Here is a 12,496-nt window from a genome sequence, read left to right as displayed (position 1 = left end):
CGGGGTCACCGGGCGGGGAGGCAAAACTGTCGGCATAGTGCGTCAGCCCTAGGCGTCGTCGTTGGACAGCACGGCGGACCGCGACATTTCGGTGGCGGCACCTGTGGCGGCATGTACCCCGCCGACCAACAGTGTCCCTGCCAGATTGTTGGCTTGAGCTGGGCCGAAGGCGGCGAGATAGACCGCTCCGATCGGGCCGAGCGCGGCCGCTGCGGACATGAGCATCGCCGCCGAGTCGGCAGAACCGACTGTGGTTATCGCGGATCCGGCTGCCTCGTTGGCAGCGGAAAAGGTGGCCATTCCCGAAGGTTGGGCGGCGAAAATGTCGCTCATCGTGCTATTACCTTTCCGGCTGGAAGCGGGGGTTGTGTGGGCACGAGACCAATAAACTATAGCGGCGCTGACCGACCGCAGCTAACTGAATTTTGTGCGAATTACACGTGTAGATCGTTCGTACTGGTAATTAGTGCAACGGCAAAAATTGCTGGATAAGCAATTCTTGGGCGCCCTGAACTGCGGCGCAGTCGCCATCCCGTCCGCGCAACTCGTTTGCCCGGCGGTTATTGACGCTCGGGTTCGAAAGAGCCGCCGTCCCAACGGGTCAGCGGCGCCTGGCCGAGTTCCTGCATGCGCTGGGCAAACTCCTCGGTGAGGTACTGCTGCCGTGCCGACGCGACCTGTGCAGCGGCGCCGGCGGTTTCGACGATGAGCTTGGCAAGCGCGTCGGCGCCCAGCTTGTGCGCGCCGGGCCCGAGCCAGAGCCCGGTCATCGCTCCCATGCCGTCGACCTCGGCACTGACGTTCCCGTCACGGCTGGTGACGCGCGCCGAAATCGATTGGCAGTGCTCATCCATGGCTTGCACCAGGTCACGCTGTTTACGGATGCGGGCGAGGAGGGAGTCGGCGAGACTGGTCATACCGACCTGCCCCAGGTCGGCGGAAGGTCGTCCTCGTCACCGAGGACCTCGTCCTCGGCACGGGCCAATTCGTCTTCGGTCGCCAGCCGCAGCGGGTCGATGACCGATGTGCTGTAACCCTTTTCGGCCAGCTCCCGCCTGCGCTCGACCTGGGCGCGCGCCGCCGACAAGCGGCACAGTGCCATGATCTCATCGGCCAGTTGCGCAGGCGCTTTCTTCAACTCGACGGGGTCGAGGCGTAGCGCTATGGGCAGACCGCGTTCGGTCGTGTGCACCGAAATCGTTCCGCCCGGTGACTGCACCGGCTGTGCCATTCTGCTCAACTTAGTACACTCGCGGGCGAATCGCGGCTGACCGTGCAGTGAGGAGATGTGTCACCTCCGATGAGTGGATCTACCGATGCGCAGCGGGTTTTCGATGCCGGGGTGCTGTCGCTCGGCATTCCCATCGACGGGTTGGAGACCGAGCGCGACCTGCAGTACGCGGCGCTGGCGTTCCGCCGGGCCACCGAGTACGACCCGGACATGTGCGATGCGTGGTTGGGTCGCGCCGCCACCGGTGACACCAGCCCCGAGGTCATCTACCACCTGTACCGAACCAGCACACTCTCGTTGTTCCGCGAGCAGCGCCGACTCGGTCTGCCGCAACGGGCATTGAGTGGACGCTTCCAGACCGGTCTGTACCTCGACTACCCGTTGAGCACCAAGACCGAGATGTGGCTCGCATACGCGGCCAGCATGATTCAGGCCAAGGATTTCGACGAAGCCGAGCAGGTTCTCGACAAGCTGGAACAGACCACGACGCCGGCGGATGGTGACACCGGGGAGATCTGTGCGTACATCCGCGGGGTACTGCACTTCACCACGCAGCGCTGGCCCGACGTACTGAGTGCGTTGAGCAGGTCGGGATCGTTCACCGACGGCTACATCGGTGCCGGAGCCGATCTGATGGTCGGGTCGGCGTGCGCGCAGATGGGACTGTTCGGAGAGGGCATCCGTCGGCTCGACCGGGCGATCGAGGGCCCGGTACCGGGGGCCCGGCGGGCTGCGGAGTTCTGCAAGGGGCTGACCCTGCGGGAGATGGGCGAGGAGCAGGACGCCCGGGTGATCTTCGAACGTATCTACAGCGAGGACCCGGGATTCGAGGCGAACGCCGCCGCGCTGGCCGATCCGAAGTACCGCCTGGTGATCACCTCGAAGGAGATCGTCGACTCGCGCTCCGACCGCTGGGACCCGGCCAGTGTGCCGTCGGCAGAAGACCTGATGGCCGACGATCTGTCCGAGCGCGGCAACGAATACCTGCGGGCCGCGCAGGAGGAACTGGACCGGCAGATCGGCCTGTCAGAGGTCAAACTTCAAGTCGCCAAACTGAAGTCGGCAGCAATGCTGGCAAAGGTTCGCGGAGACAAGGGGCTCAGCTCGGCGGCGCGCAGCCTGCACCTGGCGTTCACCGGCCCGCCGGGGACCGGCAAGACCACGATCGCCCGGGTGGTCGCCCAGACCTACTGCGGGCTGGGGCTGCTTCGGACACCGAACATCGTGGAGGCCAAGCGTCACGATTTCGTCGGCCAGCATCTCGGTAGCACGGCGATCAAGACGACCGCGCTGATCGACTCTGCGATGGACGGGGTGCTGTTCATCGACGAGGCCTACACGCTGATCCAGACCGGGCTGTCCGGCGGCGACGCCTTCGGTCGTGAGGCGGTCGACACCTTGCTGGCCCGCATGGAGAACGATCGCGACCGCCTGGTCGTGATCATCGCCGGGTACGACGCCGAGATCGATCGTTTCCTGGCCTCCAATGACGGTCTGGCGTCACGCTTCACCAAACGAATCCGGTTCGGCTCGTACGGTCCCCACGAACTCGGGGACATCGGAAAGCTGGTCGCCCGCACCAGGGATTCGGAACTGTCCGAGGCCGCCTACGAGGAACTCGTCAGCTCGTGCGTCACGCTGTGCCAGAGCGAGGCACTCGACTCGACGGGACAACTGCGCCCCGGTATCGACCTTGCCGGCAACGGCCGGTTCGTGCGAAACGTGATCGAGGCGGCCGAGGAGGAACGCGAATACCGGCTCAGCGAGATCCACGGTACGAACCTGGCGGAACTCGACGAGGCGCAACTGATGCGGATCGAGCCGGCCGACATGCGGGCGGCACTCAAGCAGGTGCTCGGCATGACGGCATCGAGTTGACGGAAGGAAGGGCCATGACCGACAGCAATGACGAGCGGCTCCCGCTCGGGCCGCCGGAACCGACTCCGTTCACGTCCATCAAGCCGGGGAGCGCAGCGAGTCAGCCCTCATCGGTGGTGCCGAGCAACGGAGACCTCGGTCTGGTCCGTGCCGCACCGACGCCAAAGTCGGGCTGGCGCAAGGCCGTTTACCGGGCCACCGGTCTGAATCCAGGAGTCTCCGAGCAGGAGTCCACTCACCGGACCCTCATCGATCGGGTCAACCAGCCCGTGGTCGGCGGACCGTTCAACATCGCCCTGCTGTCCCAGAAGGGCGGGGTGGGCAAGACCACCACGACCATCGGGCTGGGCGCGACGCTGGCGGCGACCCGTGGGGACCGGGTGATCGCGGTGGATGCCAACCCCGACTTCGGCACGCTGGCCCAGCGCGGGCCCAACGAATGCGATTCCACCGTGCGCGACGTGCTCCTCGACGACGGGATATCGCGCTACTCCGACATCCGCCGCCACACCTCCCAAAGCACCAGCCGTCTGGAGATCTTGGCGTCCGAGCGGGACCCGGCCACCTCAGAGGCCTTCTCGGAGTACGACTATCGCGGTGTGCTGAGTGTGTTGCAGCGCTTCTACAACATCATCCTGACCGACTGCGGGACCGGTTTGGTGCACTCGGCGATGGCGGGCGTGCTCGACGCGGCGGATGCGATCGTGATCGTCGCATCGCCTGCCATCGACTCGGCGCGGAGTGCGCTCGCGACCCTGGATTGGCTTGAGCGCAACGGCTATTCACATCTGGTGCCGAAGGCGGTCGTGGTGGTCAGCGCGTCGAGGCCGGGTGCGCTCGGGCTCGACATGGCGCAGCTGTCCAACCATTTCCTGCCCAGGGTGCGGGCGCTGCACGTGATCCCGTTCGACGATCACCTCGCCGAGGGCGCGGAGGTGGACCTCGGCTTCCTGAGCCGGGCCACCCGGCAGGCGTTCCTGGAGCTGGCCTCCACCGTCGCCGATCTCTTCTCGGTGGCGCCGCAGGTCAAGCGGCGCGCCTGAGGAGATTCACCGGGCGCGTCTGGCGACGACGATCTGGGGCAGGTTCAGTCCGCTGCGCAGCTTGAGCTCGATCGACGGGTCGGCGTGGCGGGCAAGGCTGCGCAATGCCGAGGGGCTATAGCTGCGCAGTGAGCTGATGACACCGTCGTGCGCGAACGGGAGCACCACCGCCGCGGGCAGCATCGTCGCCAGGCGCAGCAGGTGCAGAGGGGCCGGCGGGCGCGGCAGGTCGATGATCAACAGGGTGTCGGCAACCCGGGTGCCCTCGGCGAACACCCGCGCGGCCTGAGCCGGCGGCAGGTGGTGGAACGACAACGCGAACAGGGCCAGGTCGTAGCTGCCGTCGGCGGCGTCGATCGCGGTGGCGTCCATCTGGCGGACCTCGGCGCGCGGATGGCTGCCCAGGTCACCCGCGGCGATGCGGGCGACCGATTGCGGGTCGACGTCGGTGACGGTGACCCGTGCCGACGGGTGATCGGCCAGCAGTTGGCGGGACACCCCGCCGTGTCCGGCGCCCAACTCCAGGATTCGAGGATCGGGCACCTCGGCGACCAGATCGAGCGCGATCGCGGCGAAGCGCTGATGGTTCTTGAAGAACCGGCCGGTCCAGTCCAGGGCCCCGATCACCTGGTTCTTCACGGAACTGTCGACATCGTCGCGGTCCAGGTACTCCGGCCGGTCGGTCTCGAGCAGCCGGTCCAGGCACGACGCGCGGAACCCGCCCCGTGGCATCCGGTCGATATCTGAGGGGTCGGGAGCCATGTAAGCCATCATGTACGAATGTCCGCGGACTTCGTAGCTGCAATCGACCAGGGCACCACCAGTACCCGATGCATGATCTTCGATCACGCCGGTGCCGAGGTGGGGCGCCATCAACTCGAGCACCAGCAGATCCTGCCCAAAGCGGGGTGGGTGGAACACAACCCGGTCGAGATCTGGGAACGCACCTCCGCGGCGATCATGACCGCGCTGAACAAGACCAACCTGGTGGCCGGGGACCTCGCCGCGCTGGGCATCACCAATCAGCGGGAGACCACACTGGTCTGGAACCGCCACACCGGGCGGCCGTACCACAACGCGATCGTCTGGCAGGACACCCGAACCGACCGTATCGCCGCGGCCCTGGACCGCGACGGCCGCGGTGACGTGATCCGCCGCAAGGCGGGGCTACCGCCCGCGACGTATTTCTCGGGCGGCAAGATCCAGTGGATCCTGGACAACGTCGAGGGCGTCCGGCGCGATGCGGAGAACGGTGACGCGATCTTCGGTACGCCCGACAGCTGGGTGACCTGGAACCTCACCGGCGGTTACCGCGGCGGCGTGCACGTCACCGACGTCACCAACGCCAGCCGCACCATGTTGATGAACCTGGAAACCCTGGACTGGGACGACGAACTGCTGTCGTTCTTCTCGATTCCGCGGCAGATGCTGCCCGAGATCAAGCCGTCGTCGTACCCGGCCTCGTACGGGATCACCCGCGACAGCGGTCCCCTGGCCGGGCAGGTGCCGGTGACCGGAATCCTCGGCGATCAGCAGGCCGCGATGGTGGGGCAGGTGTGCCTGGAGCCCGGTGAGGCCAAGAACACTTACGGCACAGGCAATTTCCTGCTGCTCAATACGGGCGAGAAGATCGTGCGTTCGGAGAACGGACTGCTCACCACGGTGTGCTACCAGTTCGGCGACTCGAAACCGGTTTACGCCCTTGAGGGTTCGATTGCTGTGACCGGCTCGGCGGTGCAGTGGCTGCGCGATCAGCTGGGCATCATCAGCGGTGCGGCGCAGAGTGAGGCGCTGGCCAGGCAGGTGGCCGACAACGGCGGCGTCTACTTCGTTCCGGCGTTCTCCGGGCTGTTCGCCCCATACTGGCGCTCCGACGCGCGGGGCGTCATCGTCGGCCTGTCGCGCTTCAACACCAACGCTCACCTGGCGCGGGCCACCCTTGAGGCGATCTGCTACCAGAGCCGCGACGTGGTCGAGGCCATGGAAGCCGATTCCGGTGTGCACCTTGAGGTTCTGAAGGTGGACGGCGGTATCACCGCGAATGCGCTGTGCATGCAGATCCAGGCTGACGTGCTGGGAGTCGAGGTGGTCAAGCCCGTGGTGGCCGAGACCACGGCGCTGGGCGCGGCATATGCGGCCGGGCTCGCGGTCGGGTTCTGGGAGAGCGCCGACGACCTGCGGGCGAACTGGCAGGAGGGTCAGCGGTGGAGCCCGCAGTGGGATGACGAGCAGCGTTCCGGGGGTTACGCCGGTTGGCGCAAGGCGGTTTCGCGAACCCTGGATTGGGTCGAGATCTAGCGGGTCACCTGGATCTGGCACTTCTTCAGGATCGCCCCGAGTTCGTCGTAGTACTCCTTGCCGAGCAGTGCGTGCTGGGCCTTGTCGTTACTCCTGACCGACTCGGCGATCTGTCCTGCCAGCTCGCCCATTCGGTGCGCATGCTGCGCGACATCGCCGTCGGTCACCTGATCGGCCTGCTCGCGGATGATCTTGGCCCAGTCGGTGAAGTCGCCGACCGTCGGACCCTGGTTGGCCTCGATCGTCGGCATGAGAGCGCCCGAACTCGCGCGACTGGACTGCACCAGCGGATCGGCCTGACGGCAGCCCTTGTTCCCGGTGTAGGTCAGTGTCGTGACGCCGACGATGACCAGGACCGCGCACGCGGCGGCGGCGGTCGCGATCGCGACGTTGCGGGGTTCGGCGTCGGGAACACGCCGCCGCCACAGCACGTGTGCGAGGACGACGGCGGCCACCCCGACCACCGTCATGATGGTGGCCTCGACGAGGCTTCCCACACCGGAGGCCGATCCGACGGCCCCCAATGTCGCGGCGGCGGCGAGCAGGACAAGAAGCCACTGCCAGATGTTGCGCCGGCGCTCGTAGGCGTCGACATCACGGAACTGGAGTCCGATGACCGCGCCGGCCGCGGTCAAGACTGCGACGACGGCCGGCGCGATGGTTGTCACGAGGCTGTTCACAAAGGCAGCCTACGGGCCGCTACTCCTCGCCGAGGACCTGGTAGACCTCGCGGCGGGCGTTGTTGACGATGTCGAGGATGCGCTGTTGCTGGTCCTCGCTGGCAGTGAAGCTCGACTGCCCGACGGCGGCCATCAGCTGGCCGAGGGCGCCGCGGAGGTTCATGGCGGCGGGGTCGGCGTCCTCGGTGATCTGGTCCCAGGGCGCGGTCTCGATCCCGGCTGCGGCCTGACGGCCTTCCTCGGTCAGCTCGAAAGTCTTCTTGCTGCCCTCGGTTTCGGTCGGGGTGATCAGACCTTCGTCGACCAGCAGTTGCAGGGTCGGGTACACCGAGCCCGGGCTGGGCTTCCACAGGTTGTGGCTGCGGGCGGCGATCTCCTGCGTCATCTCGTAGCCGTGCATGGGCCGTTCGGCCAGCAAGGTCAGGATGGCGGCACGGACGTCGCCGCGTCGACCGCGGCGTCCGCCCCGGCTACCCCGCCCCCGGGGTCCGCCGAATCCGAAGCCGAAGCCGCCGCGCGGCTCGAAACCGAATTCGAAGCCGCGTCCGGGCCCGAAGCCCGGGCCGCCGAAGCCGGTCTGGCAGGTGGCGTCGACGCCGTGCTCACGGGTCGCATCCGCCTGTGCACGCATCTGTTCGCGCATGTCCCGGCGGGCCTGTCGCGCCTGGCGGAACATGATGCGGGCCTCTTCGCGGCCGAGTGGAACGAATCCGAAGCCGCCGTTTTGTGAATTGAATGGGTGGGTCATTGGAGTAAATCCTTCGTTGTCGTGGAGGAAGCGCCGGTTCGTGCTTCCGATGCGTCAACGATATATCGGAACCTATCGGTTGTCGATAGCTTTCGTGAGCCAATGTGCCCACTCGGCCTGCATGGCGTTGAAGCGCAGGCCGTATTCCAAGGCTGCGTGGCCGTAGAGGTCCTCGTCGGTGTCGGACCAAGGGATGGAGGACTCCAGTTCCTTGAGCCGCACCACTTCGGAGTCGGCGTGCGCGGCCAGCGCTGTCAGGTGCTCGCGGGCCTGGTCGCGGGGCAATTCGCCCAGCAGGAACACCCGTAGCAGCCCGGCGCTGCGCTCGGGCGGGTCATCGGCCGGATTGGTGATCCAGCGCTCCAGTTCCGTGCGGCCGGTGGGGGTGATCCGATACTCCTTGCGGCCGCGCGGGCCGATCGCCGACACCTCGATCAGGCCGGCGGCGGCCAGCTTGTTGAGCTCGCCGTACAGCTGGCTCTGGGTGGCGGGCCAGACGTTCGCCATCGATTTCTCGAACCGTTTGAGCAGGTCGTACCCGCTGCCGGGGTGCTGTGCCAACAGGCCAAGTGCCGCCATGCGCAGACTCATGCCCGGCAGTCTACCGTCCACTATTGACATGTCAGTTATGGAATGTCACGGTTGAGTGCATGACTTCAGCCCTGCCCATCGGCGAAACCGACTTCTTCCGGCGCGGCAACTACGCACCCGTTGCCGACGAACTCGCCGAGTACGACCTGCCCGTCGACGGCGCCATCCCCGCCGAGCTCGACGGCTGGTACCTGCGCAACGGCCCGAACCCGCGCCAGGCGACCGAACACTGGTTCACCGGCGACGGCATGATCCACGGCGTCCGCATCGAGAACGGCGCGGCCAAGTGGTACCGCAACCGCTGGGTCCGCACCGACAGCTTCGTCAAGGACTTCCCGCTGTACAACGCCGACGGCACGCGCAACCTGCGGTCCGCCGTTGCCAACACCCACGTCGTCAACCACGCGGGCAAGACCCTGGCGCTGGTGGAGTCCTCGCTGCCCTACGAGATCACCAACGACCTGGAAACCGTGGGCGCCTACGACTTCGGCGGGAAACTCGTCGACTCGATGACCGCGCATCCCAAGATCTGCCCGACGACCGGGGAGCTGCACTTCTTCGGATACGGCAGCATCTTCGAGCCCTACGTCACCTATCACCGCGCCGACGCCAACGGTGAGCTGACCATCAACCGGCCGGTGGATGTCAAGGCGCACACCATGATGCACGACTTCGCGATGACCGCGGGCCATGTGATCTTCATGGACCTGCCCGTGGTGTTCGACCTGGACATCGCGGTCAAGGGTGAAGGTGACATGCCCTACCGCTGGAGCGATGACTATGGCGCCCGGTTCGGTGTGCTGCGCCGTGACGACCCCGACGCGCCGATCCGCTGGTTCGACATCGACCCGTGCTACGTATTCCACGTGGCCAACGCCCACGATGACGGCAATTCGATTGTGCTGCAGGCGGTTCGTTATCCCGAGTTGTGGCGCGACAACGGCGGATTCGACGTCGAGGGCCTGCTGTGGGAATGGCGAATCGACCTGACGGCCGGGACGGTCAGCGAGCGTCAGCTCGACGATCTCGGGGTGGAGTTCCCCCGCATCGACGACCGGCTGGCCGGCCTGCCCGCCCGGTACTCGGTATCTGTCGCGGACAACGCCTGGATCCGCCATGACCTGACCACCGGTGCCGGCGCGCGTCACGAACTCGGATCCGGCGGACCCGGAGAAGCCGTCTTCGTCCCGGGGGCGGGCCCGGCCGACGAGAGCAACGGGTGGTATCTGGGCTACGTCTACAACCCCGAGCGTGACGGCAGCGACCTCGTGATCCTGGATGCGTCGGACTTCGGCGGGACGCCTGTCGCCACCATCAAACTGCCACAGCGCGTGCCCTACGGGTTCCACGGGAACTGGATCAGCGCCTAGTCAGGGCCGGTCCTTGAGGCCTCAGAGGAGCTCGCCGGCAGCCTTGCGGGTCCGGTCGGACGCGTGAATTGGACCCTTGCGGTCCATGGTTTCTCGGACAAACCACTGCGCGGGATCGTCTCCCGGGCAGTGCAACCGGATGTGCTCGGCCACGATCGCCGGCAACTCATCCGGGGCGTAGACGGTGCGGTTCGAACCGTACTAAACCGGCCGGATTCGGCCGGTTTAGTAGGCGAGGTCGATGACGTAGGGCTGCCGAGGTGACTCGGGTCAGTGAACATGGTGGGCTCATATATGGCGTGGTCGTGTAGCTTGTTGCTTGTGTCGCAGCAAACTCGATTGTTGGACTGGTGTCGGGGGCGGCGCATGGATGGTGATTCTGGTTTGCCGACCGGGACATGCGCGAACCCGCGGGTGTGCTCGGACTGGCGCCGTCAGAATTCCGATCGTTCAATAGGAGAGGTGCGGGTCTATGGGGAAGTTTCGTCAGCTGGCATTGTTCGTCTCGGTGATAGGTCTGTCGGCGGTGGGATGTTCGTCGCCTCCTGCGTCCGATGGTGATCCCGTTGCGGTCTCGCAGCAGACTTCGGAGGTGTCGGCAGTGCCGGCTTCCGATGATGAGCCGCGGGCGTGTGCTGAAAGCGCGGCGCCGTTGTTGAAGCTGAAGTCTCAGGCACCTGGAGAGCCCGAGCTGGCACTCCCGCAACCGGATGGATGGGTGCGGTCGACGAAGCTGGACTCGGAGCTAATCCGCGGCATCATCGTCAACGACGCTTTGCGGGCCAACGATTTCTCCCCAAACGCCGGAGTGACGCTGGAAGATCTCACCGGCAAGGTGGAGACGCCGCAGCAAGCCTTCGACGCTGAGCTCAACGGGGTTGCTCAGGTGGGGGGCACGATCGAGTCGCAAACGCCCTCAACGCACTGCGGGCAGCCGGCAGTGATTGCCGACTACAGAATCCAAGGCCGGCCGGCGACCGCATTGATCGTTGCCGCTAAAAACAACGACAAGCTCTACGCTGCGACGCTCACGGTTCAGACGGCCGAGCCTGACAATCCGACCTATCTGAAAGACAAGAAGACCATCCTCGACGGGTTCCAGCTCGAACTGCCGAAACAGTAGTTTCTTGTGCGCTGCTCGGGTGCGCCGTACCGCGGTTGTCGACCCGTGCGTTTCGAGTCGCGGCCTGCCATTTAGACATGCTCGTACGATTCGTTCCATGCCGGATTCTCCAGCAGAACTGACCTATGACGAGGCGGGCCTCACAGCGCCCGCGTGCGCAAATTGGACAGCCGCACCGAGGAGCTTCCGGCGCTTCGAACGCACCGTTGTCCTAGGTCACGGAGATAGCGTGTGGACGTTTGCGGCAGCCGAAGTGATGAGGTGGGGAATCAAGCGGCGCAGCGGGTTTCATGTCGCGCCAGATGTCCTTGTGTCGGAAGGTGCCGGCTATTGCATCACCGCACGCTGGTGGCCAATCGTCGTGCGCGAGCCAGTCCAGGTGGTCGCGGTCGTCGATGATGACGATCGTTGCGGGTTCGCCTATGGCACGAAACGCGGTCACCCTGTGTGTGGCGAGGAGGCATTCGTTGTGCACCGAGATGGCTCCGGTGCAGTGTCTTTGACGCTACGTTCCCTCACGCGGCCGGCACCTCAGGGCCCCTGGCGGGTCCTGTTTCCGGCGTTGCTGGTTGCGCAGCGCTACTTCCGTCGCCGGTATCTTCGGGCTTTGACTGCGTGAACACAACGCCCATGAAGCGGATCATCGCGACTAGTCTGAGCGTTGCGACGCCTACGCAATGCCGGCGGCTGCGGCGGGTCCAGTGAGCGGCGATGTCGCTGATAGCGTTGTGTGCAGTTGTATTGCAGTGCATGTCCTGTTTGTGCGTCGACGTTCACGTTGTGGCACTTTGTGTCTCGATCACGACTGGACGCACGGCCAGTGCTTGCTGATCACTGCCGACACCGTATCGAAAGCCGACTGCCTCACCCCGGTGCTGTACAACCGGATCAGGCGATGAGCGGCACCATCGACGTGTCAAATTGCCGTAGCGGTGGAATCCCCCCCAATCCAGTAAGACATTTGCAGTCTGCACAAGTCCGGGGAACGAGTCCGGCGAAAGGAGTACCCGATGAACGCTGACCGTTACCTGACAATAGTGGTCGCGGTCATCTTCGGCATCACTCACCTTGGCCTCACGATACTGATGGCCGGTGTCACCGCACGTGCCGCATCTGGAAGCCTCGCGCGTAATCAATGGGTTGGAATCCGTACGCCGTCAACGATGCACAGTGATCATGCCTGGATCGCCGGACATCGAGCCGCGCTTCGACTGGTGCCGCTGTACGTGGTGAGTGCAGTTGTGGCCTGTGCGGCATTGCTGGTGGGTGCTCTACGTGCATTCTCCATCGGCGCAATCATGTTCATCGGCATCGCGCTGTTCGCAACATTCATCGGCATCAGCATTTATGTCGCAATCGCCGCTGGCCGCGCCGCCAGGTCCTTCGACTACAACGACGACGACGAGAGGCCCGAGCGATGAGGATCCGCATTCTGGCGACTCTCGTCGTGAGCGCAATCGCCGTCTGTGCCGTGATGCACGGCGATCACTCAGCATCTGCGACAGCCAAACGGATAGCGCACCATTCCTACACG

Annotated in this window: 13 protein-coding genes and 1 pseudogene; 7 read left to right on the top strand and 7 right to left on the bottom strand. The window is 65.4% G+C overall.

All coding sequences use genetic code 11. The features are described from left to right. Positions 1-48: 48 nt before the first annotated feature. The 3 genes from EH231_RS20685 to EH231_RS20675 form a co-directional block, all read right to left on the bottom strand. Positions 49-333 (bottom strand): hypothetical protein, encoded by a 285-nt coding sequence (locus EH231_RS20685; RefSeq protein WP_090430241.1) that lies wholly within the window; start codon positions 331-333, stop codon positions 49-51. 227 nt (positions 334-560) lie between these two features. After that, the gene (locus tag EH231_RS20680; RefSeq protein ID WP_090430242.1) at positions 561-917 is read right to left on the bottom strand and encodes a YbaB/EbfC family nucleoid-associated protein; all 357 of its coding nucleotides are present in this window, start codon (positions 915-917) and stop codon (positions 561-563) included. Then, on the bottom strand, positions 914-1,231 hold the full coding sequence (locus EH231_RS20675; protein WP_090430244.1) for a hypothetical protein: 318 nt from the start codon (positions 1,229-1,231) through the stop codon (positions 914-916). Before EH231_RS20675 ends, EH231_RS20680 begins: the two co-directional genes overlap by 4 nt. A 69-nt stretch (positions 1,232-1,300) precedes the next feature. Here EH231_RS20675 and eccA point away from each other — a divergent pair, with 69 nt between their 5' ends. Both eccA and EH231_RS20665 read left to right on the top strand, forming a co-directional pair. After that, entirely contained in the window at positions 1,301-3,109 is a 1,809-nt protein-coding gene (gene eccA / locus EH231_RS20670) for a type VII secretion AAA-ATPase EccA (RefSeq protein ID WP_124713214.1), read from the top strand. Positions 3,110-3,138: 29 nt separating this feature from the next. Next, positions 3,139-4,152 (top strand): annotated as a pseudogene (locus EH231_RS20665) (MinD/ParA family ATP-binding protein); the annotation flags it as partial. Positions 4,153-4,158: 6 nt separating this feature from the next. Here the strand turns inward: EH231_RS20665 and EH231_RS20660 are convergent. After that, positions 4,159-4,923 carry a class I SAM-dependent methyltransferase gene (locus EH231_RS20660; protein WP_124713213.1) on the bottom strand — a complete coding sequence of 255 codons (765 nt, stop codon included), beginning with the start codon at positions 4,921-4,923 and terminating at the stop codon, positions 4,159-4,161. Positions 4,924-4,932: 9 nt separating this feature from the next. Here EH231_RS20660 and glpK point away from each other — a divergent pair, with 9 nt between their 5' ends. After that, a complete protein-coding gene (gene glpK / locus EH231_RS20655; RefSeq protein ID WP_090430251.1) occupies positions 4,933-6,450 on the top strand; it encodes a glycerol kinase GlpK in 1,518 nt (505 codons plus the stop codon). Here glpK and EH231_RS20650 read toward each other — a convergent pair. From EH231_RS20650 to EH231_RS20640, 3 genes are all read right to left on the bottom strand, one after another. Then, a complete protein-coding gene (locus EH231_RS20650) occupies positions 6,447-7,130 on the bottom strand; it encodes a hypothetical protein (RefSeq protein ID WP_090430253.1) in 684 nt (227 codons plus the stop codon). The two genes, glpK and EH231_RS20650, sit on opposite strands and share 4 nt — an antisense overlap. A gap of 19 nt (positions 7,131-7,149) precedes the next feature. Beyond that, entirely contained in the window at positions 7,150-7,878 is a 729-nt protein-coding gene (locus EH231_RS20645; protein ID WP_090430255.1) for a PadR family transcriptional regulator, read from the bottom strand. A 72-nt stretch (positions 7,879-7,950) separates the two neighbouring features. Further along, positions 7,951-8,469, bottom strand: a complete 519-nt coding sequence (locus tag EH231_RS20640) for a PadR family transcriptional regulator (RefSeq protein ID WP_124713212.1) — start codon at positions 8,467-8,469, stop codon at positions 7,951-7,953. 59 nt (positions 8,470-8,528) lie between these two features. Between EH231_RS20640 and EH231_RS20635 the strand changes: the two genes are divergently transcribed. The 4 genes from EH231_RS20635 to EH231_RS20620 all read left to right on the top strand — a co-directional run bounded on the left by EH231_RS20635 (position 8,529) and on the right by EH231_RS20620 (position 12,383). Beyond that, positions 8,529-9,839: a carotenoid oxygenase family protein gene (locus EH231_RS20635; RefSeq protein WP_124713211.1), complete on the top strand. Its 1,311-nt coding sequence runs from the start codon at positions 8,529-8,531 to the stop codon at positions 9,837-9,839. 472 nt (positions 9,840-10,311) lie between these two features. Continuing rightward, complete coding sequence (locus tag EH231_RS20630) at positions 10,312-10,962, top strand: LpqN/LpqT family lipoprotein (protein ID WP_124713210.1); 651 nt, start codon at positions 10,312-10,314, stop codon at positions 10,960-10,962. 97 nt (positions 10,963-11,059) lie between these two features. After that, complete coding sequence (locus EH231_RS20625) at positions 11,060-11,581, top strand: DUF1990 domain-containing protein (protein ID WP_124713209.1); 522 nt, start codon at positions 11,060-11,062, stop codon at positions 11,579-11,581. 391 nt (positions 11,582-11,972) lie between these two features. Beyond that, positions 11,973-12,383 (top strand): SdpI family protein, encoded by a 411-nt coding sequence (locus EH231_RS20620; protein ID WP_124713208.1) that lies wholly within the window; start codon positions 11,973-11,975, stop codon positions 12,381-12,383. Positions 12,384-12,496 lie beyond the last annotated feature (113 nt).

Origin of the sequence: Mycolicibacterium nivoides, from assembly GCF_003855255.1 — a bacterium.
Lineage (GTDB): Bacteria > Actinomycetota > Actinomycetes > Mycobacteriales > Mycobacteriaceae > Mycobacterium > Mycobacterium nivoides.
The sequence above is the reverse complement of the archived record's forward strand: the minus strand, read 5'-3'. Positions and strand labels throughout refer to the sequence as shown.

What these genes read in the sequence shown, in the direction of transcription:
- EH231_RS20620 (WP_124713208.1), top strand. Translation starts at nt 11,973, where the DNA reads ATGAACGCTGACCGTTACCTGACAATAGTGGTCGCGGTCATCTTCGGC.
- EH231_RS20635 (WP_124713211.1), top strand. Translation starts at nt 8,529, where the DNA reads ATGACTTCAGCCCTGCCCATCGGCGAAACCGACTTCTTCCGGCGCGGC.
- glpK (WP_090430251.1), top strand. Translation starts at nt 4,933, where the DNA reads ATGTCCGCGGACTTCGTAGCTGCAATCGACCAGGGCACCACCAGTACC.
- EH231_RS20660 (WP_124713213.1), bottom strand. Translation starts at nt 4,923, where the DNA reads ATGGCTTACATGGCTCCCGACCCCTCAGATATCGACCGGATGCCACGG.
- EH231_RS20680 (WP_090430242.1), bottom strand. Translation starts at nt 917, where the DNA reads ATGACCAGTCTCGCCGACTCCCTCCTCGCCCGCATCCGTAAACAGCGT.
- eccA (WP_124713214.1), top strand. Translation starts at nt 1,301, where the DNA reads ATGAGTGGATCTACCGATGCGCAGCGGGTTTTCGATGCCGGGGTGCTG.
- EH231_RS20685 (WP_090430241.1), bottom strand. Translation starts at nt 333, where the DNA reads ATGAGCGACATTTTCGCCGCCCAACCTTCGGGAATGGCCACCTTTTCC.
- EH231_RS20675 (WP_090430244.1), bottom strand. Translation starts at nt 1,231, where the DNA reads ATGGCACAGCCGGTGCAGTCACCGGGCGGAACGATTTCGGTGCACACG.
- EH231_RS20630 (WP_124713210.1), top strand. Translation starts at nt 10,312, where the DNA reads ATGGGGAAGTTTCGTCAGCTGGCATTGTTCGTCTCGGTGATAGGTCTG.
- EH231_RS20645 (WP_090430255.1), bottom strand. Translation starts at nt 7,878, where the DNA reads ATGACCCACCCATTCAATTCACAAAACGGCGGCTTCGGATTCGTTCCA.
- EH231_RS20640 (WP_124713212.1), bottom strand. Translation starts at nt 8,469, where the DNA reads ATGAGTCTGCGCATGGCGGCACTTGGCCTGTTGGCACAGCACCCCGGC.
- EH231_RS20625 (WP_124713209.1), top strand. Translation starts at nt 11,060, where the DNA reads ATGCCGGATTCTCCAGCAGAACTGACCTATGACGAGGCGGGCCTCACA.